Below are 23,999 nucleotides of genomic sequence, written 5' to 3' on the forward strand. Positions count from 1 at the left end.
GGCGGGTGGTGGTGCTGCCGCCTCTACCTCATCCGGAACATTAGCCGCGGGGCATGGCGGCTCAGCGGGAACTTATGGTGAAACGGGCCTGATCGATGCCAGTTCTTTATCTTCAGTGGCGGTTACTGTTGGATCAGCTGGAGCCAGCTCAGTAGGCGGGAACGGTACATCCGGTGGTGCATCATCATTCGGTTCATTTATTTCCGCGCCTGGTGGTGATGGTGGAAAATATGGCGCGTCTGGTACAGCTACTTTCAGTCTGGTACCCGATCTAAATCAAACAGGCGACTGTACTGGTTCCAGCGTCCTGTTGAATGTTCCGGGCGAGGGAGGCTGGGGGCAAATGTCCTTTGCTACAGGTACGGCGGGTGGAACGACAACATCCTCCTCCGCAAAAGGTGGTCGCGGGGGGAATTCTGTGCTCGGTGGAGGTGGGCATGCTCTCATAATTAATTCCGTACCGGGTGCCGGAACAGGGTATGGTGCCGGAGGAGCAGGTGCGGCGACCACATACGTGAATGGCACTTCGGCAGTAGCCGGTGGAGCGGGTTCTTCAGGCATTGTTATTATTGAGGAGTATGCATGATGTCTACTTATGCACTAATTAAGGACGGGCAGGTCGTAAATACTGTCGTTTGGGATGGCGAGGGTGATATTTTCGAGGGCTATGAGACTTTCAAAATTGACGGTCTTGGCGTAGGTATCGGCTGGACATATGACGGCAAAATATTTACTGCCCCTGTTGAACCACCACAACCAGAACCGACTCATGATGAACTGGTTCAGCAAGCCGAACTTCAGAAGCAAACCCTGATTAGCCAGGCGAATGAATACATTGATAGTAAGCAATGGCCGTCGAAACTGGCACTCGGCCGCCTGAAAGATGATGAAAAGGCCTCATTTAATAAGTGGCTTGATTATCTTGATGCGCTCGAATCGGTAGACCCATCAAAAGCACAAGAAATAGTCTGGCCTACAATATAAAGTAAGACATCAAGGGTAATTTACGCCCTTGATGTCTTCATGCGTTTGTTAATAGTTTAAACTATCCTAAGATCTTCATTTATTACAGATGCTCCCGCCGAGATAAATTAGTAAATTTTTATCATTCTCGAAAATGGAGTATTGAGGCATGGTGTAAATAAGATTCATCTCACCATTGCAAGCCAATTTCTCTAATTCATAGGAAATCTGCCTGTCCTTGCCAGAGAACTTTATGTTCCTAATCCCATTGTTAACTAATGACTGACTCAATGTCATGTCATAGTAGTTGTTCTTTATGTAATCTAGTATTGGGAATACTCTATTTGAAGTTTTTGACGCCTCTGAATAGTCTGTTGCGCCGAATATGTATGTATTTTTGTTTGATTTTAAAAGTGAAAGCTTTTCGCTTAAGGAAAATAATACATATGAATCGTAGCGTTGCTGATGATAAAGTGAAGATGCAGTGGCATAAATCACTGTTGTTGATGAGAATATCAGTGCGATAGATAAATATGCTGCGATACGATTAAAGAAATCATTGAATGTGGCGGGGATGGCAAGGGCTAGGAAAACTATAAACGCTATTGGAAATAAAACTCGCGTTGGATAGTACCCATTACTAAGAATCAGGTTTACTCCAGCAGAACAAATTAATATTACAACTGGAGCAAATACCATTAGTGAAAGGTTTAAAAACCTTGAATTCCCCGCGCCCTCTTTAACTACTACAATAATATGTTTTGCGTATACAATGATAAAAGCTAACGTTGCTACTGCTATTAATATAGCAGCGACGTGACCATAAGATTGCAATGCTGTTGAAATAGAGGTCTTAATTCCTATGTAAATGTTACTTGCTAATCCAGTAGTTAAGTCTGCCCTCTTTTCAGTGGATTTAATGGTATTAAGTACAACAACGAAATAGTATAAAACGCAAGACACTACGGTTAGCACAGCAGATTTTATTATGTACTCTATGTTTTTGTTGTTGTGTTTTTGGGATTGAATAAATGTAGTTATTACCAATATCGGGAATATTGCAATGGCTGGTTGGTAAAAAGAAAGACATGCAATAAGTGATGCTAGCGCATATATAGTCCTGTTTTTGTTTAGCAAATCCCACGCTAGAACAGGTAACAACATGGACAATATCATTGATAATGAATCAAACCTGAACAACATATTACCAAGTAACAGTGGGTTTACTGCTACAGTTATACATATTAGAACATTCCCAATGGTGATTTTATGGAATGTATTTTTAAGTAAAAGAATTGTTAAATAAGATAACGCAATAATACTCGATAACTGAGGCAAAGGTGTAATGTCGGCAAGGCGGTCAGAACTGGTGCTCAAGAACATAGCAAGCCATTCAGTCAGTGGTCTGCCTAATTCAATCCACCCAAAGTATCCTTTAATTGACCTAGTGATATCATCAACCAGATAGAGCCTGTCATTGATCAGTGGGTAGTATCCGATCGATATTATTATGAGCGAGAATATCCACGCACTGAACAATGAAAATTCTTTTTTGTGAAAGCTAACCATTTAATTTCCCTTCAAAATATAACGAGGTCTGTTTTTAACCTCAATATAAATCCTGCCGATGTACTCGCCGAGAACTCCAATACCGATTAATTGCACACCGCCGAGGAACAAAATTGATACCAATATAGAAGGATAGCCTCTTACTGGATTTCCGAATGCTATGGTGTCAATAATCATCCACGCTCCGTACATAAAGGCCATGCCGGCAACGAACAAACCGATATACGTCCACATGCGCAGTGGGAAAGTTGAGAAACTTGTAATGCCCTCTAATGCAAGGTTCCACAGCTTCCAGCCATTGAACTTAGAATCCCCGGCCACCCGTTCTGCGCGGGCATATTCAACAACATCAGTGCGGCCGCCAACCCAACTCAAAACTCCTTTCATGAAAAGGTTGCGCTCTGGCATCAGCTTGATGTTTTCAACCACATTTCGAGACATCAGGCGGAAGTCGCCAACGTTTTCCTCGATCTGCGGATTGCTGATTTTGTTGTGCAGCTTATAGAACCACTCTGCGGTCTTACGCTTGAGTCGCCCATCGGTGGATCGGTCAGAGCGTTTAGCCAGCACCATATCTGCCCCAGCCTGCCACTTCTCAATCAGGTGTGGAATGACCTCAATTGGGTCCTGCAGGTCTACATCAATCGGGATAATCGCGTCACCGGTTGCATTGTCAAGCCCGGCGAACAGCGCTGGCTCTTTACCGAAGTTGCGAGTGAATGACAGCGGAACTACAAGAGGGTCAGCTACAGCAAGCGCGTTTATGATTGATTCTGTGGCGTCTTTACTGCCGTCATTGATGAAGATGATTTCAACATCATGCTGCTGCAGACCTTCAAATTCCCGTACAGTTTTATAGAAGATTGGAATGGCTTCCTCTTCATTGAACACCGGCACGACCAAAGAAATTTTCATTTCGCATCCCTAAAGACAATGAATTTTGAGTATATGAACCCGGCAACAAGACTGAATCCTGAGAACGCTAAGAGGGTTAAAATAGGCGACGCACCAATCGCATCTGCGATGTACCCTGTCATTCCAGCCATGATGCCCATGAATGCGACGAACGCGATATAACGCCCTGACGTTGCCTGTGATTTGAACGTCCATCTTGCGTTAGCGAAGAAACTAAACGTAACCGCAATGAAGAATGCGGAGACGTTTGCAACAGCCTGAGTAGCTTCGAAGAAATGAAGAAGCGCGCCGAAGCATACCCAGTGCATAGCAGTGTTAATTACGCCTACTGAAATGTAGCGACTAAATAACTTTAACATTTGAAAAATCAGTCAATTCTGAAAGATGACAAGTTTAGCATTGCGTATGAGAGTGTTCTAGATTTAATCCTGTACAAGCCACATATCGGCCTCTTCAAACATTTCCTCCAGCATACGGTTCAGTTTTTCCCGATCGCTTTTGCTGGCATCGCTATTCAGGGCGTTTGCCTGCATCGGCTTCACCTTCACCTCGGCATCAGGGAAAATCTGGAGCACTCGCTTCGTCAGCTCTGCTAGGATAATCTCTCTGGCCCCTTCGAGCCCCTCTACATTACGTTTGTCATAAACCAGTTCAACGAACATAAAAGCCTCCGGAAAACCACTGTGGTTACATACAGTATATTTACTGTGAAAATAAACAGTGTCAAGGTGAGTGGAGTGCGAAAGCAGGAAGACTTTTTGTTACCCTTAGTTACAAATAGAAAAACCCCAGACCGTGAGATCTGGGGTTCTTTTAAAGTGCACGTGCATTTCACGTGCATATTTTTGTCTTTTCTAGGTCTGCCTGCTGTCTGGTCAGTGTCCGTAAGTGGCTGATTTTATTGCCACTGTCCGGTTGCAGTCCTATCAGAAGTGGTGGAGCTGGCGGGAGTTGAACCCGCGTCCGAAATTTCTACATCCTCGGTACTACATGCTTAGTTTGTCTTTACATTCGCACGCCAGCTGCGGACAAACACGCCACTAACGAACTAGCCTGATTAGTTTTAACGCTTCAACCCCAGGCAGGGTTTCCACGCGATCTCTTTTGGGTTTGACCTCTCTTTGATCCCCGTCTTAAGAGCGGAAGCTAGGGAGAGAGGGCTCTTAGCAGGTTATTAAGCTGCTAAAGCGTAGTTTTCGTCGTTTGCGACTATTTTTTTGCGGCTTTTAACGAGGCAAACCGCCCCTCGGCATGCACCTTGGGTTTCGCAAATCCCGTCGAATCCAGAATCAGCCCCAATAGTGTTGAACTCAGTATACCAGATTTCACTTCCTCGATACCAGCCCGAAACGCTAACTTATTGAATAGTACAATAAGCGCGCAGAATCAACGTCCTGCGTTTTTCATGATACGTGCTTTGTCGAGCTGCCACTCGCGTGCTTTCAGGTCAGTACGTTTGTCGTGCTGTTTCTTACCTTTCGCCACGCCGATTTTCACTTTGCACCAGGCATTTTTCCAGTACAAAGAGAGCGCCACCACGGTGAAGCCTTCGCGGTTGATGCGTCCGTAGAGGGATTCCAGTTCGCGCTTGTTCAGCAGCAGCTTACGGGTGCGGGTTGGATCGCAGACGTAATGTGAAGAGGCGACGGTCAGCGGCGTAAAGTTCGCGCCGAACAGGAAGGCCTCACCGTCTTTCAGGATCACGTAGCTGTCGCCGATATTGGCTTTCCCGGCACGCAGCGATTTTACTTCCCAGCCCTGCAACGCAAGGCCAGCCTCGAATTCTTCTTCGATGAAATACTCGTGGCGAGCACGCTTGTTGAGCGCAATGGTCGCCGAACCAGGTTTATGTGCTTTTTTCTTCGTCATAAGTGTCGTAAAGCCGTCGGTAATCTGATTTTAAAAAGTCACCTCATTGCGTCCTGTGAGGTCTAACGCGCTATCTTAGCACGAGATAAGGCTTAGCGTTTTTTTAACAGGTGATAAATGTTATTATTTGTCTGTTGTGTGACCATGGAAAATGCTATGCCTCAGATTAGCCGTACTGCGCTTGTTCCCTACAGCGCGGAACAAATGTATCAGTTAGTGAACGACGTTCAGTCCTATCCGGAATTTATTCCAGGATGCACCGGTAGCCGGGTGCTGGAATCCGGCCCGACTCAGATGACTGCGGCCGTGGATGTCTCCAAAGCGGGGATCAGCAAAACGTTCACCACGCGCAATACCCTGACGAGCAATCAGAGTATTTTGATGCATCTGGTGGATGGTCCGTTTAAAAAACTGATGGGAGGGTGGAAGTTTACGCCACTGAGCGCTGACGCCTGCCGCATTGAATTTCATCTGGATTTTGAATTTACCAATAAGCTGATCGAACTGGCGTTTGGCCGAATATTTAAAGAGCTGGCCTCGAATATGGTTCAGGCGTTCACCACGCGCGCCAAAGAGGTTTACAGTGTCGCATAAGATTGCTGTTGAGGTGGTGTATGCGCTGCCGGAGAAGCAGTATTTGCAGCGCGTGACGCTTGAAGAGGGCGCCACCGTTGAGGCGGCTATCCGGGCCTCCGGCATCCTTGAACTTCGCCGTGATATTGACCTGGCGAAGAATAAAGTCGGCATTTATAGCCGTCCGGTTAAGCTCGGTGATGTGCTGAAAGAGGGCGACAGGGTTGAAATCTATCGTCCGCTGATTGCCGACCCGAAAGAGTTGCGCCGTCAGCGAGCAGAGAAATCCGGTAAGTAGCCAAATAAACATACACAAAAAAGGTGCTCATTGAGCACCTTTTTGCGTTGCTGACGCCTGATTATTTGGTCAGGGCAGGCTTGTTGTCGATGTTGGTCAGCACACCGGCACTGCTGAAGGTCAGCGTCAGGGTTTGCTGGGTCACATCTTCATGACCAGGCTGCTGGCGGAATACATAGAACCAGGTATTTGTGCCGAACGGATCGGACATCATCGGGGTTCCCAGGGCATAAGCGACCTGCTGTTGTGTCATACCTACGCGGATTTTGGACACATCGTTAGGAGTAAGGTAGTTCCCCTGGTTGATGTCAGGACGGTAAACCACTTTCTCCAGAGTGGAACAGCCTGCGGTCAACATCAGAAGAACCGCTGCGGCAGCGGTCAGCGTTTTACAGCGCATAGTGATTTGATTCCTTTTCGGGCCCGAGCAGTACGCGGCTCATATGTAATATGCCGATGATAATAGACCTTGCCCCACTTTGAAACTGGTCTGGCGGCGTTTTTGTTGTTCTGTATGACCCTGAGATCCCGAAAAAGTTTATGCCGCCAGCAGTTCTTTCGCATTCGCGAGCGTATTACGGGTGACTTCACTGCCCCCCAGCAGGCGTGCCAGCTCCTGCAAGCGTGAGCGTTTATCCAGCGGTTTCATGTGCGTTTCCGTCATTTCGCCATCGGTTTCCTTGCTAACGATAAAGTGGTGATGACCACAGCCGGCGACCTGCGGCAGGTGAGTCACACACATAACCTGCGTCGATTCACCCAACTGACGCAGCAGTTTGCCAACAACGGCCGCGGTCGGGCCGCTGATACCCACATCCACTTCATCGAAAATCAACGCCGGGGTTTCCATTTTACGGGCGGTAATCACCTGAATGGCCAGGGCGATACGCGACAGTTCACCGCCAGAAGCCACTTTCGAAATCGCCTGTAAAGGCTGGCCTGGGTTGGTGGTGACGCGGAATTCTACGCGGTCTGCGCCTTCCGCCGTCAGGTGATGCTCTTCAAAGCGAACATCAATAGTGAACACCCCATGCGGCATCGCCAGCGTATGCATGCTGTCGGTAATATGCTGGCTAAGCTCCAGAGCATAGTGCTGTCGCACGTCGTGCAGCCGTTTCGCCGTTTCCAGCGCCTGCTGATGATGCAGATTAACCGCCAGAGACAAGGTTTCGAGGGAATCGGCCTGATCGTCCAGCTGCTGCTGTTCCTCCAGCAGAGACTGATAGTAATTCGGCAGCTCTTCCGGGGTAACGTGATGCTTACGCGCCAGTGAAATCTGACGGGAGATGCGTTGCTCAAGCTCGAACAGACGGTTCGGGTCGAGATCCAGACGTTCACAGTAGTGGCGCAGCTCATCCCCGGCTTCTGAAATCTGAATTGCGGCCTCTTCCAGCATTTCCAGTACGCCAGAAAGCTTATTGTCCATGCCGGTCAGTTCGGTCACAAGCTGACGCACGGTATATAGTTGGCTCTGCAAATTCACGTCTTCGCCATCCGCCAGCATGTTCAGGGCATTCTGACTGATGGAAAGCAGCTGACCGCTGTTGGCCAGACGCTTGTACTCCTCGTCGATTTGCTCAAATTCACCCGCCTGAGGGTTAAATTCGTTCAGCTCTTTCAACTGATATTCCAGCAGCTCGGCGCGCGCGGTACGCTCCTGGCTTTGCTGTTGATGCTGCGCAAGTTCGCGGCAGCTTTGATGCCACTGACGATAGTGCTCAGCCATGAGTTGAGTAAGCGCGTACTCACCCGCGTAGCCATCGAGCAAGGCTTTCTGCTGCTCGGGTTTGATTAGCTGCTGGTGCGCGTGCTGACCATGGATCTGGATGAGCAGCTGGCCCAGCTCGCGAAGCTGGGAAAGGGGAACCGCTGTACCATTGATAAAACCGCGGGAGCGGCCATCACTGCTGATGACGCGACGAAGTAAACACTCACGTCCATCTTCCAGCTGGTTCGCTTCCAGCCAGCGCAGGGCGGCAGGCGTGTCTTTTAACGAGAAGCGGGCGCAGAGATCGGCACGGGCCGCACCTGTGCGCACCATATCACCCTCTGCACGACCGCCGAGGCACAAGCCGAGGGCATCAATGGCAATGGATTTACCTGCACCGGTTTCACCGGTAATCGCCGTCATTCCGCTATGGAAGTCGATCTCAAGCTCACGAACAATGGCAAAGTTGCTGATGGTCAGTTGTGCCAGCATAATTGTTTTCCTGTATGAAAAACCATAACTGTGTTTGTATACAGTATAAACTGGTTTTATATACAGTAAAGCGCTGGATGTAAAATCAGAACAATTTTTTTGACCAGCCGAGTTTTGAGCTTAATGTATTGAAATAACTGTAATCTTTTGGATGGATAAGGTTCAGGTGATAATCGCAGCGGCGAATGAGGACATCTTCTCCTTCCTGAATGGGAAGCGCAATCTGGCTGTCGCAGCTGATCTCCAGGTCGCTGCGGCGATGGGAAAAACGCAGGCGGATGGTGCTGTCGCCGTTGATCACCAGCGGACGCGCCGAGAGCGTATGCGGGAACATCGGCACCAGGGTGATCGCATCCAGCGATGGCGTCAGGATCGGGCCTCCGGCTGAAAGCGAATAGGCAGTTGACCCCGTCGGGGTTGAAATAATCAGCCCGTCAGACCGCTGCGAGAAAGCGAAGATTTCGTCGATATAGACTTCGAACTCGATCATGTGCGCCACTTTACCAGGGTGGAGAACCACCTCGTTAATAGCGGTGCTGATGCGCTTCTGGCAATCCTGCTGGCAGACCTGGGCTTCAAGTAAAAACCGTTTTTCACTGATATAGTGACCTTCCAGCACGTCCGCCAGCTGCTGTTGCGCATTGTCCGGGTCGAGGTCGGTCAGGAAACCAAGATTGCCACGGTTAATACCAATAACCTTAATATCATAGCGAGCCAGCGTTCGCGCCGCGCCCAGCATATTGCCGTCGCCGCCGACCACCACGGCGAGATCCGCCTGCTGGCCAATTTCCGCCAGCGTGCCGGTTCTGACGCTTTTAAGCTGCAACTCCTGGGCGATCTGCTGCTCGACCATCACTTCATAGCCTTTACCACACAGCCAGCGATACAACATTTCATGTGTCGTCAATGCGGTAGGGTGACGCGGATGGCCGACGATCCCAATACACCTGAAATGATTATTCATTTTCTGGAGGTCCTTGTGCCTGATGAATGATGACAATCTGCCTTGTTCCCTTGAATCCAGGAAACTGATCCCCATAATAAGCGAAGTTAGCGAGATGAATGCAGAAAAACGCGGAGAAATTCATGAGTAGTAAAGAACAGAAAACGCCTGAGGGGCAAGCCCCTGAAGAAATTATCACGGAACAGCACGATGAAGTTGAGGCAGTAGAGCCAGACACGTCTGCTGAGCAGGTGGACCCGCGCGATGAAAAAATTGCCAATCTGGAAGCTCAGTTGGTAGAAGCGCAGAATCGCGAACGCGATGGCGTACTGCGTATCAAAGCGGAAATGGAAAACCTGCGCCGTCGTACCGAGCTGGACGTTGAAAAGGCGCACAAATTTGCGCTGGAGAAATTCGTCAACGAACTGCTTCCGGTGATCGACAGCCTGGATCGCGCGCTGGAAGTGGCGGATAAAGCTAATCCGGATAACGCGGCGATGATTGAAGGCATCGAGCTGACGCTGAAATCCATGCTGGATGTGGTGCGTAAGTTCGGTGTTGAAGTGATTGCCGATACGGATGTACCGCTGGATCCAAACGTTCACCAGGCCATTGCGATGGTGGAATCCGAAGATGTTGCCGCGGGTAACGTACTGGGCGTGATGCAGAAAGGGTATACCCTGAACGGTCGTACTATTCGCGCTGCGATGGTGACCGTGGCGAAAGCGAAAGCGTAATTTGCCGACCCGTAGTGCCGGGTGGCGGCTTCGCCTTACCCGGCCTACAACATTACTCGGCGATACTTTCGCGTAAAGGTTTAACGGGCAGGACCTTCACCTGCTTAATCATATTGTCCTGCACGTCCAGAATATCAATATCATACTGCTCAATGCGCACGCGCGTACCTGCCGCCGGGATCTCTTCCAGCGCTTCCAGGATCATTCCGTTCATCGTCCGCGCTTCGTCTTCCGGCAAATGCCAGTTAAACGCTTTATTGATTTCACGAATGTTGGCGCTGCCGTCGATAAGCACTGACCCGTCGTTTTGCGGGGTGACTTCTTCTGCAAGGGAAGGCGACATTGACGTGGTAAAGTCCCCGACAATCTCTTCCAGAATATCTTCGACCGTCACCAGCCCCTGTATGTCGCCGTATTCATCCACCACCAGACCGACTTTCTTCTTGTTTCGCTGGAACTTCACCAGCTGCGTGCTGAGTGGGGTGCCTTCCGGCACGTAGTAAATTTCGTCGGCGGCGCGCAGCATCACCTCTTTGGTGAACTCGTTTTTCTCAGTCATCAGACGATAGGCCTCGCGCACACGCAGCATGCTGATGGCATCGTCGAGAGAATCGCGATAGAGGACGATACGCCCGTGCGGGGAGTGCGTCAGCTGGCGGACAATGGCCTTCCAGTCGTCGTTAATATCAATCCCGACGATTTCATTGCGCGGCACCATAATGTCGTCAACGCTGACCTTTTCCAGATCCAGCACCGACAGGAGCATGTCCTGATTGCGACGGGAGATCTGCGAGCGGGATTCGTTCACGATGGTACGCAGTTCGTCTTTGCTGAGCGCGCTACTGATGGTGACGTCTGCCTTTATACCAACCATGCGCATCAGCACCCGTGTCACCATATTCAGCAGCCAGACCAGCGGCATCATCAGAATAAGCAGCGGTGCTAACAGGAAACTGCTCGGGTAGGCGACTTTTTCCGGGTAAAGCGCCGCGATGGTTTTGGGCAGCACTTCCGCAAACACCAGCACCACAAACGTGAGCACACCTGTGGCAATCGCCACGCCTGCGTTGCCGTACAGACGCATCCCGACGATGGTGCCCAGTGCAGAGGCGAGAATATTGACCAGGTTGTTACCGATAAGCACCAGGCTAATCAGACGGTCCGGCTTACGCAGAAGCTTTTCGACACGACGCGCGGCACGGTTACCCTGCTTGGCGCGATGACGTAACCGGTAGCGGTTCAGCGTCATCATGCCGGTTTCAGAGCCAGAGAAATAAGCGGAGATGACCACCATGATGACCAGAATGACGATCAGCGTGGTGGTAGAGATGTGTTCCAGGGGGAACTCCTTTTGTTACTTAGCCAGCAAATTGCTGTATGAAGCGGCTACCAAAATAGGCAAGCGTGAGAATGCCCGCACCCGCAACGTTGAACCAGACCACGCGACGTCCGCGCCAGCCTTCATGATAATGGCCCCATAACAGGACAATATAGACAAACCACGCGATGATGGAGAGGACCGCTTTATCGATATTCTCCACGCTGAACAGGTTCTTCATATAAAACAAGCCCGTGCACAGCGTCAGCGTCAGCAAAACCACGCCGACCTGGGTGATGTGGAACATCTTACGCTCAATCACCATCAGCGGCGGCATTTCATGGTTAAACGCCAGCTTTTTATTTTTCAGCTGGTAGTCGATCCAGGCGAGCTGCATGGCGTAAAGGGCGGCGATGATCAGCGTCGCGTAGGAGAACAGCGACAGGCCAATATGCACCAGCATCCCCGGCGTGGCTTCCAAGTGAGTAATAAACTCATTGGGCATGAACGTGGCTAACGCCAGGTTGATCAGCGCAAAGGCGTAGACTATCGGCAGCAGCAGCCAGCCACGATTTTTAGACGCGACAATGGTCATGACCGTACAGATCATCAGGCTGACCAGCGAGCCGACGTTCAGCACGCTCAGATTTTGCACGCTGCCGTCGCCGGGAATGATGCGTGATTCCAGCGCAAACGCATGGCTAATCAGTGCGATCACTGCCGAAAGAATAGCCATGCGCCGCCAGCCGCTGTTTTTTTGCAGCAGGCCAGGAATGATCAGCGCGAGGCTGACAGAGTAGGCAACAAGGGCGATCAGTGCGAAAACAGGCATATAGGCGTCGACAGTTGTCTTAATAAGAAAGAGAAGCAGTATAACGTTACGTGACGCCTGCTCCAACCGTTGCATAACAACAAAGGCGCCTTCATGTTATACTCCGGCAAAATTCTGTGTATGTGTCGCCCAGGCGACCTAACGTTTCTACCCCAGGCGAGAGACAATGTTTGATAATTTAACCGATCGTTTGTCGCGCACGCTGCGCAACATCAGCGGCCGTGGACGCCTCACCGAAGAGAACATCAAGGAAACGCTGCGCGAAGTGCGCATGGCGCTGCTGGAAGCAGACGTTGCGTTACCGGTCGTGCGTGATTTTATCAACCGCGTGAAAGAGAAAGCGGTTGGTCATGAAGTTAACAAGAGCCTGACTCCGGGTCAGGAGTTCGTCAAAATCGTCCGTAACGAGCTGGTTTCGGCGATGGGCGAAGAGAACCAGGTGCTTAACCTGGCGGCTCAGCCACCAGCAGTCGTGCTGATGGCGGGTCTGCAAGGTGCGGGTAAAACCACCAGCGTCGGTAAGCTGGGGAAATTCCTGCGCGAAAAGCACAAGAAAAAAGTGCTGGTGGTTTCGGCGGACGTGTATCGCCCGGCGGCGATCAAACAGCTGGAAACGCTGGCCGAGCAGGTTGGCGTAGACTTCTTCCCGTCCGACGTGGCGCAGAAGCCTGTTGACATCGTTAATGCGGCGCTGAAAGAGGCGAAGCTGAAATTCTACGACGTGCTGCTGGTGGATACCGCCGGTCGACTGCACGTTGACGAAGCGATGATGGACGAAATCAAGCAGGTTCATGCTTCTATCAATCCGGTAGAGACCCTGTTTGTTGTCGACGCCATGACCGGTCAGGATGCGGCGAACACCGCGAAAGCGTTTAACGAAGCCCTGCCGTTAACCGGCGTGGTGCTGACCAAAGTCGACGGCGACGCTCGCGGCGGTGCGGCGCTGTCTATTCGTCATATCACCGGTAAGCCAATTAAGTTCCTCGGCGTGGGCGAGAAAACCGAAGCGCTGGAGCCGTTCCACCCGGATCGTATTGCCTCCCGTATCCTCGGCATGGGCGACGTGCTGTCGCTGATCGAAGATATCGAAAGCAAGGTTGACCGCGCGCAGGCTGAAAAACTCGCCAGCAAGCTGAAAAAAGGTGACGGCTTCGATCTGACCGACTTCCTTGAGCAACTGCGTCAGATGAAAAACATGGGCGGTATGGCAAGCCTGATGGGTAAACTGCCGGGTATGGGGCAGATCCCGGACAACGTCAAATCCCAGATGGATGACAAAGTGCTGGTGCGTATGGAGGCAATCATCAACTCGATGACGCTGAAAGAGCGCGCGAAGCCAGAAATCATCAAAGGTTCCCGCAAGCGCCGTATCGCAGCCGGTTGCGGCATGCAGGTCCAGGACGTTAACCGCCTTCTGAAACAGTTCGACGACATGCAGCGCATGATGAAGAAAATGAAGAAAGGCGGCATGGCGAAGATGATGCGCGGCATGAAAGGCATGATGCCGCCCGGTTTTCCTGGGCGATAATCGCTTTTGAGATTGCTTTTTGCCCGAAAATGAGTAAAATTTTCGGGCTTTTAATATGACACCCGGGCTCCGTTCCTCGATGGGGCCCGGTTGTTTTATTCACACAAGAGGATGTTATGGTAACTATTCGTTTAGCACGTCACGGCGCTAAAAAGCGTCCGTTCTACCAGGTTGTTGTGACTGACAGCCGTAATGCACGCAACGGTCGCTTCATTGAGCGCGTTGGTTTCTTCAACCCACTGGCCTCTGGCGCAGAAGAAGAAACTCGTCTGGATCTGGATCGTATCGCTCACTGGGTTGGCCAGGGCGCTACTGTTTCCGATCGCGTTGCTACGCTGATCAAAGCAGCAAACAAAGCAGCTTAATCTGTCACGGTGGTCATGATGAGCAATAAAGCACCTGTTGAACCGATCGTATTGGGAAAAATGGGTTCTTGCTACGGTATCCGTGGTTGGCTCAGAGTGTTTTCCTCCACTGAAGACGCTGATAGCATTTTTGATTACCAGCCCTGGTTTATCCAGAAAGCCGGTAAGTGGGAAGAGGTCGAGCTGGAAAGCTGGCGTCACCACAATCAGGACATCATCATCAAGCTGAAAGGCATTGACGATCGAGATGCCGCGAATGCGCTGACTAATTGTGAAATTGTCGTGGATTCGTCGCAGTTGCCGCAACTGGAAGAGGGTGACTACTACTGGAAAGACCTTATGGGTTGCCAGGTAGTGACCACTGAAGGCTACAGCCTGGGGAAAGTCATCGACATGATGGAAACCGGGTCAAATGACGTTCTCGTCATTAAGGCAAACCTGAAAGATGCATTTGGCATCAAGGAGCGGTTGGTCCCGTTCCTCGATGGACAGGTTATCAAGAAAGTCGATCTCACTACTCAAACCATTGAAGTAGATTGGGATCCTGGTTTTTAAATTCTCCGGATAAACGGTAAAAGACGGCGCTATGTGGATTGGCATAATTAGCCTGTTTCCTGAAATGTTCCGCGCGATTACCGATTACGGGGTAACTGGCCGGGCAGTAAAGAATGGCCTGCTGAGCATCCAGAGCTGGAGTCCTCGTGACTTCACGCATGACCGGCACCGTACCGTGGACGATCGTCCTTACGGCGGCGGACCGGGGATGTTGATGATGGTGCAACCCTTACGGGACGCCATTCACACAGCAAAAGCCGCGGCAGGTGAAGGCGCGAAGGTGATTTATCTGTCACCTCAGGGACGCAAGCTTGATCAAGCGGGCGTGAGCGAACTGGCGACGAATCAAAAGCTGATTCTGGTCTGTGGTCGCTACGAAGGGATAGATGAGCGCGTAATTCAAACCGAGATTGACGAAGAATGGTCTATCGGCGATTACGTTCTCAGCGGTGGTGAGCTACCAGCAATGACGTTGATTGACTCCGTCGCCCGGTTTATTCCGGGGGTTCTGGGCCATGAAGCTTCGGCAACGGAAGATTCCTTTGCCGATGGATTGCTGGACTGTCCACACTATACTCGTCCTGAAGTGTTAGAAGGGATGGAAGTCCCGGCAGTGTTACTGTCTGGAAACCATGCCGAGATACGTCGCTGGCGTTTGAAGCAGTCGCTGGGCCGGACCTGGCTTAGAAGACCTGAACTTCTGGAAAACCTGGCTCTGACTGAAGAGCAAGCAAAGTTGCTGTCCGAGTTCAAAACCGAACACTCGCATCAGCAGCATGAACATGATGGGAAAGCGTAATACGCTCCCGAATATCAGTTTACCCAGGATAAGAGATTAAATTATGAGCAACATTATTAAGCAACTTGAACAAGAGCAGATGAAGCAGGACGTACCTTCCTTCCGTCCAGGTGACACCGTGGAAGTGAAAGTATGGGTTGTTGAAGGTTCCAAAAAACGTCTGCAGGCATTCGAGGGCGTGGTTATCGCTATTCGTAACCGCGGTCTGCACTCTGCATTCACTGTTCGTAAAATTTCCAACGGCGAAGGCGTTGAGCGTGTCTTCCAGACTCACTCTCCGGTAGTTGACAGCATTGCTGTTAAACGTCGTGGTGCTGTACGTAAAGCTAAACTGTACTACCTGCGTGAGCGTACTGGTAAGTCTGCTCGTATTAAAGAGCGTCTGAACTAAGATTCGCTTAAGCGACATCCTGTCAGAAAGGGCTGGCCGAAAGGCTGGCCCTTTTTTTATCTCATCGCACCTCTCGCGTTAACCCTTCCGTCATAAATCATTTACAATGTTCGCCTCTTGGGTGGAGGGTAAGTGGATAACGTACTGCATCAGCATAGCTGGAAACGCGCAGCGGCATTGACCGCGCTGTTTGCGATCCTGCTGATCGTCGTGGCGCCGCTGATCTCCGTCTCGCTGCAAAAAGATCCCATGAGCGCCATGCCGGGCATGCACCATGACATGAGCATGATGTCGATGGACGAGCATCATGGGGATATGCCGCATTCCATGCCAGTTGACCATGCGGAAGCCTGCGGTTACTGCGTGCTGTTAGCGCATGTGCCGGGCGTGATGCTGGCGCTTATCGTTCTGCTCAGCGTGGTGTTGCAGCGGCTGCGCATGAAGCCGCCTCGTCAGGCGGTCAGCCACTGGCACTTTTTCCCCTGGCTTTACCCCGATACCCGCGCGCCGCCGCGTCGGTCTGCTTTCTCCCTTTAAAACAAAATCACTCACTTTTTGCCTTAAAAAGGAAAAGTATGACTACCTGCACTCCGCGCGCGGCATGGGGAAACCTGCTGCGTCGCCTCCATTTCTATATCGGGCTGTTTGTTGGTCCGTTTATTTTCTTCGCAGCGCTGACCGGTACGCTGTATGTCGCCACGCCGCAGCTTGAAAATGCGCTGTACCATCATGCACTCCACACGGATGCCGTGGGTGAGGCGCAGCCTCTTGCTGCACAAATTGCCGCGGCCGAAAAGGCCGTAGAATCAGATCTGCGTCTGCATGCCGTTCGTCCGGGGCTGGAAGAGGGCGAAACGACCCGTGTGATGTTTGCCGACCCGGCGCTGGGTCCCTCCGAGCATCGGGCTATTTTTATTGATCCCGCCAGCCTTGAGGTTCGAGGGGATATGACCGTATACGGCACCAGCGGGATTTTACCGCTGCGTCAGACTATCGATTATCTGCATACCTCGCTGATGCTGGGCAACCTCGGGCGCCTCTATAGCGAGTTAGCCGCCTCGTGGATGTGGGTTGCTGCCCTGGGCGGGATCGCGCTGTGGTTCTATACCCGACCGAAGCGCCGTATTAACAATCGTTTCCAGAATCGTCGTCGCCTGCATGTGATCTTAGGCTGGACGTTACTGGCGGGAATGCTGCTGTTCTCAGTCACCGGGTTAACCTGGTCACAATGGGCCGGTGGCAACGTCGATAAGCTGCGTGCAGAGATGAACTGGCTGACGCCGCAGGTAAACACCACCCTTTCCGGTGCGCCGGAAATGATGGATGAACACGCCGAACATCGTGGTCATCACGGCGGAATGTCGATGCCTGAAATGCCTGTTGAACTGTCGCTTTTTGACAGCGTATTGCAGGCCGCCCGCCAGTCAGGAATTGATGCGAACAACGTTGAGATCCGTCCGGCAAGCAGGGTCGACCAGGCCTGGACGGTGACGGAAATCGATCGCCGCTGGCCGACGCAGGTTGATGCCGTTGCCGTGGACCCTCAATCTCTGAATGTGCTGGACAGGACTCGCTTTGGGGATTTCCCGCTGATGGCTAAACTCACCCGCTGGGGCGTGGATTTCCATATGGGGATCCTGTTTGGTCTGGCAAATCAACTGCTGCTCATCGCGTTTGGCGTTGCGCTGTGCGTGCTGATTATCTGGGGATACCGGATGTGGTGGATGCGTCGTCCTGCGACGTCAGCCGCGAACCCGGTACAGACGCTCTGTCAAAGCTGGCTGGCATTGCCGCTGTGGGGAAGGGGAGTGACGTTCATGATAAGCCTCCTGCTGGGGCTGGCGTTGCCGGTAATGGGCGTCAGTCTGGCGGTATTTATCGTGATTGACTGGCTGCGCTGGCGAGCGGCTTCAGGCGTGTCGCTCGCCGGCACATCCGCTAAATAGCCTTAAGGCGTGCTGATAACTACCGCAACACGGCGGTTTTCAGCGCGCCCTTGCGCAGTACGGTTGCTGCTGAGAGGGTATTTTTTGCCTAAACCCCGCGTAGTGAGGTTGCTGCGCGGGATGTTCGCGCCCTTCGCCCAGGCATCCGCTACAACATTGGCACGTTTTAACGAAAGCGCTTCGTTGTAGCTCTCTTCGCCATAGTTATCCGTATGGCCGTCCATCCGGGCGTGATTCAGACCGGTTGCCGCCAGACGTGAGGCCATAGTCTGGATCTGCGTTTCACTTTCCGGACGCAGTCTGGCGTCATTTTTATCAAACAGGATCTTATCCGACAGGCCCAGGGACCAGTCGCCATTCAGTTCGTTAAAGCCGTAGGACTTCATGGCCGCGATTTGCTCTGGTGTGAATTTACCCTCCGGCGTCTGGCACCCGGACATAACCAGAGATGCCAGTAACAACGGCGCGAAGTATCGCTTCAACATATCGTCTTCCTTTCAGGGTGTTGTTTTCGAACGCTGGTTTTTGACCAGGTACATATTGCGATCGGCTTGCTCCAGTAATGCCTCGACGGAGGCATTTTCCCACGCCAGAGCAAAGCCAATGCTGAGTGACATTGATGCTGTGTGTCCGTTATGCAGATCAAACGGACGGATAAATTGCTGCGACAGCGCAGCGCAAATATATTCGACCTCACGCGCGGTGTGGACGCCATAAAGGATCATGGCAAACTCGTCGCCGCCAAGACGGTAAGACTGATGACGTTTTTCGCCAAATTCGACCATCCTTTTTGCGGCTTCGATCAGTACGCAGTCGCCCGCGGCATGGCCCCAGGTGTCGTTAATAAACTTGAAGTTATCACCGTCCAGGAAGAGCAGGGCAGAATTGGTCTTTGCCGAAGCGTCATTCATTAAGGCCGCAATGTTGTTGCGAAACGCGGCGCGGTTTGCAAGCCCCGTGAGCGGATCGTGCATGGCGGTACGCAACAGTTGAGCGTTTTTCGCCTGTAGCTTGAGCTGCCACTCTTCCATTTCATCCAGCAGGCTGTTGAAGTCTTCACCAAACTGGTGGAACTCTTCGATGCGGCCTTCCGTTACCCGGCGAGAGAAGTTGCGGTTGGTACGGACGTCATGCACAACGTCAGTGATGTTTTGCATTTCAACAACCATGCCATGATGTAGCGAGCGGGTGATGGTCAATGCGACGGCAGAGGCAAAAAGAATGCAGCCGGTGAGGACCGCAAATGAGAGCCAGATAAAGTGGCTAATCAGGCTGTCTCGTGCGGTCAGACGAATTTCGCCAATCACATTACCGTTATGTATGATGGGCTGTGCGACAGGAACAGGGAACAACCACCGGTTGACCAGCGCGCCCAGCGTGTCGGTATTATCCGCCGGGTTCCACGACCACCAGGCAAACCGTTTATGATGTGCATTAAGCACTTCCGCCACGGCAAATTGCCCCTGCTTGCCGAGGGTCGCCAGCGTTTCATTTGCCGCCACGGCATCGCTGAACACCAGAGAAGCCTCAAGGCTGTGGCTCATGGTGGCGCCGGTGAGTTCGAGGTTTTTTTGCGCGTATTGCTTTAATGTCACCACGGAAGCGAAACACAGCAGCAACCATATAAACGTCATCGTTATAATGACGCTTATCATGCTGATTCGCCGCAACGTTCTTTTAAACGTCGGACGCGGTGTTGGTGTGACTTCCTTATTCATGCTTCTTATTCCGTGCGAGCATTAATACATCCGGATTGACTCTTACGCCACTGCGCGTCAGCGCATCCAGATTTACGGAAAACCTGACCTTGTTGTGCTCTATTATCAGACAAAATGCGCTGCCAATAACGCATTCAGGATTTTGCTCTGACATTAATAGCAACGCCTGGCCCTGATATTGATTTATTATTTCCTGTTGTTTTGCCGGTGATTCGCTCCCGAAATAGAGGGCATCGCACCTTGCTGTGAGTGCTTCCCGATCGCTATGCACAATGACAGGACTATAGGGCAACGGGTTATTTACATCTTCACTGCTGAGCGCCTGTCTGTAACGGGAAGAGGCATAAATACAGAGCTTAGGCTGGCCGGAAAGTGCTGGCCATCGGGTGTAGCTTACAATACCAGAAACAATCGAACGTACCGATTTATCCGTTTCCGTGAGCGAGCCTGCCCTTGCAGGGTTCACCAAAATGAACAGCATTAGCGCCAGGGGGAGGTGAAGCAAAGCGATCAAGAATGTATTTCTCATCAGAATCCGCCAAACCGCCCCGGAAATAGATGCCCTTATGAATTTCCGGCAGAATACCATTCTTTCTCAAAGCCGTCATTATGTCAGAAATATCCCTGTCTTGACCTAAGCTAAATCTTACAGAGCACGATATTCAAAGTAATTTAGGCAGGCTCAATTAAGTCTGCTGGAATTCATACTTTTATTCATTTTTTGTTGCCAGGATTTATGTAGCCACGCAACTTTCCCTCAATTCACCCGAGGATAATTAAGCTAACGGCCAGCGCCGGGATAGCGTGCCTGGTGTGAGCGTAGACTGGCGTTAAAAGCGTATGTGTAATTTTATGTTTACGATTTTAACCTGTAATTTAGCATTCAAATGGCTGCTGTAAAATAATCTGTACGTATTTTGGATTGAAATCTTTACTTGATGTGTTATCGTTGTGTCACCTCTTCGAGGAAAACCACTATCGCAAACGAGTTTTACAGGATCGCAATCATGCAAAAAGACGCGCTGAACAACGTACATATCACTGACGAACAGGTGTTAATCACCCCGGATCAACTGAAGGCGGAATTCCCGCTGAGCGTCGCGCAGGAAGCTCAGATTGAGCACTCTCGCCAGACCATTTCTGACATTATCGCAGGCCGCGATCCGCGCCTGCTGGTGGTATGTGGTCCTTGCTCCATTCACGATCCTGAAACCGCCATTGAGTACGCTCGTCGATTTAAAGCATTAGCGGAGGAGGTCAGCGATAGCCTCTATCTGGTGATGCGCGTCTATTTTGAAAAGCCACGTACAACGGTTGGCTGGAAAGGGTTGATTAACGATCCGCACATGGATGGCTCGTTTGATGTGGAAGCGGGCCTGAAGATTGCGCGTCGCCTGCTGGTGGAGCTGGTCAGCATGGGGCTGCCGCTGGCAACCGAAGCGCTGGATCCGAACAGCCCGCAGTACCTCGGCGATCTGTTTAGCTGGTCTGCGATTGGGGCGCGCACCACCGAGTCACAAACCCACCGCGAGATGGCGTCTGGCCTGTCTATGCCGGTTGGTTTTAAAAACGGTACCGACGGCAGCCTGGCCACGGCGATTAACGCCATGCGCGCCGCCGCCATGCCCCATCGTTTTGTCGGGATCAACCAGGCGGGCCAGGTATGCCTGCTGCAAACGCAGGGCAATCCGGACGGGCATGTGATCCTGCGCGGTGGTAAAGCGCCAAACTACAGCCCGGCGGATGTCGCGCAGTGTGAAAAAGAGATGGAACAGGCGGGACTGCGTCCGGCGCTGATGGTAGATTGCAGTCATGGTAATTCGAATAAAGATTACCGTCGCCAGCCTGCGGTTGCAGAATCTGTGATTGCACAGATTAAAGATGGTAACCGTTCAATTATCGGCCTGATGATTGAAAGTAATATTCATGAAGGCAATCAGTCATCGGAACAGCCGCGTAGCGCGATGAAGCCCGGCGTCTCGGTCACGGATGCTTGCATCAGCTGGGAAACCACTGATGCGCTACTGCGTGAGATCCACAAAGATTTGAACGGCCAGCTGGCGACGCGTCTGGCATAAGAGGATAGTTATGGTTGCTGAATTGACCGCATTACGCGATCAAATTGATGAAGTGGATAAGGCGTTGCTGGACCTGCTGGCGCGCCGCATGGCACTGGTTGCTGAGGTCGGCGAAGTTAAAAGCAAATACGGCCTGCCAATTTACGTTCCGGAGCGTGAGGCCTCTATGCTCGCCTCCCGCCGTAAAGAGGCACAGGCGCTGGGCGTTTCACCGGACTTAATTGAAGATGTCCTGCGTCGTGTGATGCGGGAATCCTATTCCAGCGAAAACGACAAGGGCTTCAAAACTCTCTGTCCGTCGCTGCGTCCGGTGGTGATTGTCGGTGGCGGCGGCCAGATGGGGCGTCTGTTTGAAAAAATGCTGACGCTTTCTGGCTATCAGGTGCGCATCCTGGAAAAAGAGGACTGGCCGCATGCGCCGGAACTCATGAAGGATGCCGGAATGGTTATCGTCAGCGTACCGATTCATGTGACGGAGCAGATTATCGCGAAACTTCCTCCGCTGCCGGAAGATTGCATTCTGGTGGATCTGGCGTCCGTTAAAAATGGCCCTCTACAGGCAATGCTGGCGGCGCACACCGGGCCCGTGCTTGGGTTACACCCGATGTTTGGCCCGGACAGCGGCAGCCTGGCGAAGCAGGTAGTGGTTTACTGCGACGGTCGTCAGCCGGAAGCGTATCAGTGGTTCCTGGAACAGATTCAGGTCTGGGGGGCACGTTTGCACCGTATCAGTGCGGTTGAGCACGATCAGAACATGGCGTTTATTCAGGCGCTGCGCCACTTTGCAACCTTCGCCTATGGTCTGCACCTGGCGGAAGAGAACGTTCAGCTTGAACAATTGCTGGCGCTTTCCTCGCCAATCTATCGTCTGGAGCTGGCGATGGTCGGGCGACTGTTTGCCCAGGATCCACAGCTTTACGCCGACATTATCATGTCGTCTGAAAATAACCTGGCGCTGATCAAGCGCTACTATCAGCGTTTTGGCGAAGCGATCACCTTGCTGGAACACGGCGATAAACAAGCGTTTATCGACAGTTTCCGTAAAGTGGAGCACTGGTTCGGTGATTACGCCACGCGATTCCAGAGTGAAAGCCGCACGCTGTTGCGCCAGGCAAATGACAGTCGCCAGTAATCTGATGATGTATATACTGAAAGCCAGCAATGCTGGCTTTTTTCATATAATGGGTGGATGTGGTTTATCAACCATTTAAATTATCACTAATAAAAACAGTAATTTAAAAAAGCTGTAACCATCTGAAACCGTTTCTAATACCCCGAAGTGTGGACGCAATGTGGACACTCCGGGGGGAGCAGAACCTACAGCGATATCCCTCCTGAAAGCGGATTCAATGCCACGGCATTTTGCAGGTACTCCGGTGACAAATGCGCATAAGTCATCGTCTGCTGGATGTTTGCATTACCCAGTATTTGCTGTAATGAAATGATGTTACCCCCGTTCACCATGAAATGACTTGCGAAGGTATGACGCAAAATATGCGTTGCCTGATTTGCAGGAATATCAGGTTTAACCATCTTCAGCACTTTGCAAAAACTCACGTAATCGACGTTGAACAGATTCCCGCTGGTATTCTTCTTTATCAGCGATTCAAGCTCAGAAGAAATCGGTACAGTGCGCTTTTTTGCGTTTTTGATTTTCAGGAATGTCACGCGCCCGTTTACTATTTGTGCCGGTTTGAGTGTTGCCAGCTCTGACCACCGCCCGCCGGTACTAATCCCCAGCAGGGCAACCAGCAGATCCTCACCTGTAAATGACTTAAGCAGCAGCGCACTTTCTGCTTTGTTAAGGAAAGCCATTTCAGGGTTAGCCTCTGCCAATGGTGGCAAACCATGAACGGGGTGCACCCCAGCAAACTCTTAAAGTTGAATCAGCTTCGTGAACATGCCTGATACAAGAAAGAGGGTATACCGAAAACGCGTGTCAGTGAGGGTAACGAATGTTATCGATTTAACTGAGTGGGTAGCAAATTATGTAATGTTGAGTTTCCAGTTGATGCTGGATGACGCCGACTGCGGTATGACAATCATGAACTGGAAAGAACTAAGCGAGAAGGGGCTGGTTTTCAGAATTAATCACGAAATTTTACACCCGCCAGGGCTGGCTGTTGGATATGAAATGACTAACGGTGTTTCGGCTGGGGCTTCGTGGCTGATAACGGAGCCTGGCAATATTCAGACGAGCTTGTTGATGATGCTAAAAAAATGGGTGGTTAAAATGAGCCATACGCGAATAATGCCAGCACCGCCGGTGCTGAAATGAATCGCCACGGATAATCTAGACACTTCCTAGCCGTTGATAATACTGGTTTTCATATTCTGTCGGTGACATCTGATCGCTGGAACCATGCCGACGCTTACTGTTATAAAACATTTCGATGTAATCA

At 51.3% G+C, this 23,999-nt stretch carries 28 protein-coding genes, 1 other RNA gene and 2 pseudogenes; 15 read left to right on the forward strand and 16 right to left on the reverse strand.

The genetic code is table 11. The features are described 5' to 3' along the window. Both C3451_RS24435 and C3451_RS22360 read left to right on the forward strand, forming a co-directional pair. Positions 1-586 (forward strand): annotated as a pseudogene (locus C3451_RS24435) (phage tail protein); the annotation flags it as partial. Next, the gene (locus C3451_RS22360; protein ID WP_100148761.1) at positions 586-984 is read left to right on the forward strand and encodes a tail fiber assembly protein; all 399 of its coding nucleotides are present in this window, start codon (positions 586-588) and stop codon (positions 982-984) included. The pseudogene C3451_RS24435 and the gene C3451_RS22360, both read left to right, overlap by 1 nt. A 75-nt stretch (positions 985-1,059) precedes the next feature. On the opposite strand, the gene C3451_RS22365 is transcribed toward C3451_RS22360, so the two are convergent. The 6 genes from C3451_RS22365 to smpB all read right to left on the reverse strand — a co-directional run bounded on the left by C3451_RS22365 (position 1,060) and on the right by smpB (position 5,316). Next, entirely contained in the window at positions 1,060-2,532 is a 1,473-nt protein-coding gene (locus C3451_RS22365; RefSeq protein ID WP_124304416.1) for a glucosyltransferase domain-containing protein, read from the reverse strand. Beyond that, a complete protein-coding gene (locus C3451_RS22370) occupies positions 2,533-3,447 on the reverse strand; it encodes a glycosyltransferase family 2 protein (protein WP_023295272.1) in 915 nt (304 codons plus the stop codon). Continuing rightward, entirely contained in the window at positions 3,444-3,806 is a 363-nt protein-coding gene (locus C3451_RS22375; RefSeq protein WP_023295271.1) for a GtrA family protein, read from the reverse strand. The genes C3451_RS22370 and C3451_RS22375 overlap by 4 nt, the downstream gene beginning before the upstream one ends. 63 nt (positions 3,807-3,869) lie before the next feature. After that, on the reverse strand, positions 3,870-4,109 hold the full coding sequence (locus tag C3451_RS22380; protein ID WP_124304417.1) for a DinI family protein: 240 nt from the start codon (positions 4,107-4,109) through the stop codon (positions 3,870-3,872). 271 nt (positions 4,110-4,380) lie between these two features. Then, positions 4,381-4,744: a transfer-messenger RNA gene (ssrA, locus tag C3451_RS22385) on the reverse strand. A gap of 89 nt (positions 4,745-4,833) precedes the next feature. Next, a complete protein-coding gene (smpB, locus tag C3451_RS22390; RefSeq protein ID WP_003863115.1) occupies positions 4,834-5,316 on the reverse strand; it encodes an SsrA-binding protein SmpB in 483 nt (160 codons plus the stop codon). A gap of 156 nt (positions 5,317-5,472) precedes the next feature. Here smpB and C3451_RS22395 point away from each other — a divergent pair, with 156 nt between their 5' ends. Both C3451_RS22395 and C3451_RS22400 read left to right on the forward strand, forming a co-directional pair. After that, positions 5,473-5,910, forward strand: a complete 438-nt coding sequence (locus C3451_RS22395) for a type II toxin-antitoxin system RatA family toxin (RefSeq protein ID WP_003863117.1) — start codon at positions 5,473-5,475, stop codon at positions 5,908-5,910. Further along, a complete protein-coding gene (locus C3451_RS22400; RefSeq protein WP_003863119.1) occupies positions 5,900-6,187 on the forward strand; it encodes an RnfH family protein in 288 nt (95 codons plus the stop codon). The genes C3451_RS22395 and C3451_RS22400 overlap by 11 nt, the downstream gene beginning before the upstream one ends. 61 nt (positions 6,188-6,248) lie before the next feature. On the opposite strand, the gene bamE is transcribed toward C3451_RS22400, so the two are convergent. The 3 genes from bamE to nadK form a co-directional block, all read right to left on the reverse strand. Then, on the reverse strand, positions 6,249-6,587 hold the full coding sequence (bamE, locus tag C3451_RS22405) for an outer membrane protein assembly factor BamE (RefSeq protein ID WP_003863121.1): 339 nt from the start codon (positions 6,585-6,587) through the stop codon (positions 6,249-6,251). Between the two features lie 138 nt (positions 6,588-6,725). Then, positions 6,726-8,387 carry a DNA repair protein RecN gene (gene recN, locus C3451_RS22415; RefSeq protein WP_022649071.1) on the reverse strand — a complete coding sequence of 554 codons (1,662 nt, stop codon included), beginning with the start codon at positions 8,385-8,387 and terminating at the stop codon, positions 6,726-6,728. Positions 8,388-8,472: 85 nt separating this feature from the next. Then, the gene (gene nadK, locus C3451_RS22420; protein ID WP_022649070.1) at positions 8,473-9,351 is read right to left on the reverse strand and encodes an NAD(+) kinase; all 879 of its coding nucleotides are present in this window, start codon (positions 9,349-9,351) and stop codon (positions 8,473-8,475) included. A gap of 122 nt (positions 9,352-9,473) precedes the next feature. Here nadK and grpE point away from each other — a divergent pair, with 122 nt between their 5' ends. Then, positions 9,474-10,067, forward strand: coding sequence for a nucleotide exchange factor GrpE (gene grpE / locus C3451_RS22425; protein WP_003863126.1), 594 nt, complete (start codon positions 9,474-9,476; stop codon positions 10,065-10,067). A gap of 52 nt (positions 10,068-10,119) precedes the next feature. Here grpE and C3451_RS22430 read toward each other — a convergent pair whose 3' ends face one another. Together C3451_RS22430 and C3451_RS22435 are read right to left on the reverse strand one after the other, a co-directional pair. Next, the gene (locus tag C3451_RS22430) at positions 10,120-11,406 is read right to left on the reverse strand and encodes an HlyC/CorC family transporter (RefSeq protein ID WP_026094274.1); all 1,287 of its coding nucleotides are present in this window, start codon (positions 11,404-11,406) and stop codon (positions 10,120-10,122) included. Positions 11,407-11,425: 19 nt separating this feature from the next. Continuing rightward, positions 11,426-12,217: an inner membrane protein YpjD gene (locus C3451_RS22435; RefSeq protein ID WP_014832951.1), complete on the reverse strand. Its 792-nt coding sequence runs from the start codon at positions 12,215-12,217 to the stop codon at positions 11,426-11,428. Positions 12,218-12,383: 166 nt separating this feature from the next. Here C3451_RS22435 and ffh point away from each other — a divergent pair, with 166 nt between their 5' ends. From ffh to C3451_RS22470, 7 genes are all read left to right on the forward strand, one after another. Beyond that, the gene (ffh, locus tag C3451_RS22440) at positions 12,384-13,745 is read left to right on the forward strand and encodes a signal recognition particle protein (protein ID WP_003863132.1); all 1,362 of its coding nucleotides are present in this window, start codon (positions 12,384-12,386) and stop codon (positions 13,743-13,745) included. A 116-nt stretch (positions 13,746-13,861) separates the two neighbouring features. Next, positions 13,862-14,110, forward strand: coding sequence for a 30S ribosomal protein S16 (gene rpsP / locus C3451_RS22445; protein WP_022649067.1), 249 nt, complete (start codon positions 13,862-13,864; stop codon positions 14,108-14,110). 15 nt (positions 14,111-14,125) lie between these two features. Beyond that, positions 14,126-14,665, forward strand: coding sequence for a ribosome maturation factor RimM (gene rimM / locus C3451_RS22450; protein ID WP_003863136.1), 540 nt, complete (start codon positions 14,126-14,128; stop codon positions 14,663-14,665). A 31-nt stretch (positions 14,666-14,696) separates the two neighbouring features. Then, entirely contained in the window at positions 14,697-15,464 is a 768-nt protein-coding gene (gene trmD / locus C3451_RS22455) for a tRNA (guanosine(37)-N1)-methyltransferase TrmD (protein ID WP_045623181.1), read from the forward strand. A 43-nt stretch (positions 15,465-15,507) separates the two neighbouring features. Then, a complete protein-coding gene (rplS, locus tag C3451_RS22460; RefSeq protein WP_002914145.1) occupies positions 15,508-15,855 on the forward strand; it encodes a 50S ribosomal protein L19 in 348 nt (115 codons plus the stop codon). Between the two features lie 132 nt (positions 15,856-15,987). Continuing rightward, positions 15,988-16,392, forward strand: a complete 405-nt coding sequence (locus tag C3451_RS22465) for a DUF2946 domain-containing protein (RefSeq protein WP_022649065.1) — start codon at positions 15,988-15,990, stop codon at positions 16,390-16,392. 38 nt (positions 16,393-16,430) lie between these two features. Continuing rightward, positions 16,431-17,801, forward strand: coding sequence for a PepSY-associated TM helix domain-containing protein (locus C3451_RS22470; protein WP_045623183.1), 1,371 nt, complete (start codon positions 16,431-16,433; stop codon positions 17,799-17,801). 2 nt (positions 17,802-17,803) lie between these two features. On the opposite strand, the gene C3451_RS22475 is transcribed toward C3451_RS22470, so the two are convergent. The 3 genes from C3451_RS22475 to C3451_RS22485 are packed head-to-tail and all read right to left on the reverse strand — an operon-like array spanning position 17,804 to position 20,048. Beyond that, a complete protein-coding gene (locus tag C3451_RS22475; protein WP_023298405.1) occupies positions 17,804-18,286 on the reverse strand; it encodes an OmpA family protein in 483 nt (160 codons plus the stop codon). 12 nt (positions 18,287-18,298) lie between these two features. Beyond that, complete coding sequence (dgcN, locus tag C3451_RS22480; protein ID WP_045623186.1) at positions 18,299-19,519, reverse strand: diguanylate cyclase DgcN; 1,221 nt, start codon at positions 19,517-19,519, stop codon at positions 18,299-18,301. Continuing rightward, positions 19,512-20,048 (reverse strand): YfiR family protein, encoded by a 537-nt coding sequence (locus C3451_RS22485; RefSeq protein ID WP_032622391.1) that lies wholly within the window; start codon positions 20,046-20,048, stop codon positions 19,512-19,514. Before C3451_RS22485 ends, dgcN begins: the two co-directional genes overlap by 8 nt. A 478-nt stretch (positions 20,049-20,526) precedes the next feature. Between C3451_RS22485 and aroF the strand changes: the two genes are divergently transcribed. Next, positions 20,527-21,597, forward strand: a complete 1,071-nt coding sequence (gene aroF / locus C3451_RS22490) for a 3-deoxy-7-phosphoheptulonate synthase AroF (RefSeq protein ID WP_006811632.1) — start codon at positions 20,527-20,529, stop codon at positions 21,595-21,597. Between the two features lie 10 nt (positions 21,598-21,607). Beyond that, positions 21,608-22,729 carry a bifunctional chorismate mutase/prephenate dehydrogenase gene (tyrA, locus tag C3451_RS22495; protein ID WP_022649060.1) on the forward strand — a complete coding sequence of 374 codons (1,122 nt, stop codon included), beginning with the start codon at positions 21,608-21,610 and terminating at the stop codon, positions 22,727-22,729. A gap of 185 nt (positions 22,730-22,914) precedes the next feature. Here the strand turns inward: tyrA and C3451_RS22500 are convergent. Next, positions 22,915-23,517: pseudogene (locus tag C3451_RS22500) on the reverse strand (tyrosine-type recombinase/integrase); the annotation flags it as partial. 124 nt (positions 23,518-23,641) lie between these two features. Here C3451_RS22500 and C3451_RS24650 point away from each other — a divergent pair. Then, the gene (locus tag C3451_RS24650) at positions 23,642-23,875 is read left to right on the forward strand and encodes a hypothetical protein (RefSeq protein ID WP_240034223.1); all 234 of its coding nucleotides are present in this window, start codon (positions 23,642-23,644) and stop codon (positions 23,873-23,875) included. A 15-nt stretch (positions 23,876-23,890) separates the two neighbouring features. Here C3451_RS24650 and C3451_RS22510 read toward each other — a convergent pair. Beyond that, positions 23,891-23,999: IS3 family transposase (locus C3451_RS22510; protein WP_131023897.1), on the reverse strand; the 109-nt coding region annotated here is incomplete at its 5' end.

Source organism: Enterobacter sp. 301B, assembly GCF_003850715.1.
Taxonomy (GTDB): Bacteria; Pseudomonadota; Gammaproteobacteria; order Enterobacterales; family Enterobacteriaceae; genus Enterobacter; species Enterobacter intestinihominis.

What these genes read in the sequence shown, in the direction of transcription:
- C3451_RS22375 (WP_023295271.1), bottom strand. Translation starts at nt 3,806, where the DNA reads ATGTTAAAGTTATTTAGTCGCTACATTTCAGTAGGCGTAATTAACACT.
- C3451_RS22470 (WP_045623183.1), top strand. Translation starts at nt 16,431, where the DNA reads ATGACTACCTGCACTCCGCGCGCGGCATGGGGAAACCTGCTGCGTCGC.
- C3451_RS22360 (WP_100148761.1), top strand. Translation starts at nt 586, where the DNA reads ATGTCTACTTATGCACTAATTAAGGACGGGCAGGTCGTAAATACTGTC.
- aroF (WP_006811632.1), top strand. Translation starts at nt 20,527, where the DNA reads ATGCAAAAAGACGCGCTGAACAACGTACATATCACTGACGAACAGGTG.
- grpE (WP_003863126.1), top strand. Translation starts at nt 9,474, where the DNA reads ATGAGTAGTAAAGAACAGAAAACGCCTGAGGGGCAAGCCCCTGAAGAA.
- smpB (WP_003863115.1), bottom strand. Translation starts at nt 5,316, where the DNA reads ATGACGAAGAAAAAAGCACATAAACCTGGTTCGGCGACCATTGCGCTC.
- rimM (WP_003863136.1), top strand. Translation starts at nt 14,126, where the DNA reads ATGATGAGCAATAAAGCACCTGTTGAACCGATCGTATTGGGAAAAATG.
- dgcN (WP_045623186.1), bottom strand. Translation starts at nt 19,519, where the DNA reads ATGAATAAGGAAGTCACACCAACACCGCGTCCGACGTTTAAAAGAACG.
- nadK (WP_022649070.1), bottom strand. Translation starts at nt 9,351, where the DNA reads ATGAATAATCATTTCAGGTGTATTGGGATCGTCGGCCATCCGCGTCAC.
- C3451_RS22370 (WP_023295272.1), bottom strand. Translation starts at nt 3,447, where the DNA reads ATGAAAATTTCTTTGGTCGTGCCGGTGTTCAATGAAGAGGAAGCCATT.
- rplS (WP_002914145.1), top strand. Translation starts at nt 15,508, where the DNA reads ATGAGCAACATTATTAAGCAACTTGAACAAGAGCAGATGAAGCAGGAC.
- C3451_RS22365 (WP_124304416.1), bottom strand. Translation starts at nt 2,532, where the DNA reads ATGGTTAGCTTTCACAAAAAAGAATTTTCATTGTTCAGTGCGTGGATA.
- ffh (WP_003863132.1), top strand. Translation starts at nt 12,384, where the DNA reads ATGTTTGATAATTTAACCGATCGTTTGTCGCGCACGCTGCGCAACATC.
- bamE (WP_003863121.1), bottom strand. Translation starts at nt 6,587, where the DNA reads ATGCGCTGTAAAACGCTGACCGCTGCCGCAGCGGTTCTTCTGATGTTG.
- tyrA (WP_022649060.1), top strand. Translation starts at nt 21,608, where the DNA reads ATGGTTGCTGAATTGACCGCATTACGCGATCAAATTGATGAAGTGGAT.
- C3451_RS22395 (WP_003863117.1), top strand. Translation starts at nt 5,473, where the DNA reads ATGCCTCAGATTAGCCGTACTGCGCTTGTTCCCTACAGCGCGGAACAA.
- trmD (WP_045623181.1), top strand. Translation starts at nt 14,697, where the DNA reads ATGTGGATTGGCATAATTAGCCTGTTTCCTGAAATGTTCCGCGCGATT.
- C3451_RS22435 (WP_014832951.1), bottom strand. Translation starts at nt 12,217, where the DNA reads ATGCCTGTTTTCGCACTGATCGCCCTTGTTGCCTACTCTGTCAGCCTC.
- C3451_RS22485 (WP_032622391.1), bottom strand. Translation starts at nt 20,048, where the DNA reads ATGAGAAATACATTCTTGATCGCTTTGCTTCACCTCCCCCTGGCGCTA.
- recN (WP_022649071.1), bottom strand. Translation starts at nt 8,387, where the DNA reads ATGCTGGCACAACTGACCATCAGCAACTTTGCCATTGTTCGTGAGCTT.
- C3451_RS22475 (WP_023298405.1), bottom strand. Translation starts at nt 18,286, where the DNA reads ATGTTGAAGCGATACTTCGCGCCGTTGTTACTGGCATCTCTGGTTATG.
- C3451_RS22380 (WP_124304417.1), bottom strand. Translation starts at nt 4,109, where the DNA reads ATGTTCGTTGAACTGGTTTATGACAAACGTAATGTAGAGGGGCTCGAA.
- C3451_RS24650 (WP_240034223.1), top strand. Translation starts at nt 23,642, where the DNA reads ATGAACTGGAAAGAACTAAGCGAGAAGGGGCTGGTTTTCAGAATTAAT.
- rpsP (WP_022649067.1), top strand. Translation starts at nt 13,862, where the DNA reads ATGGTAACTATTCGTTTAGCACGTCACGGCGCTAAAAAGCGTCCGTTC.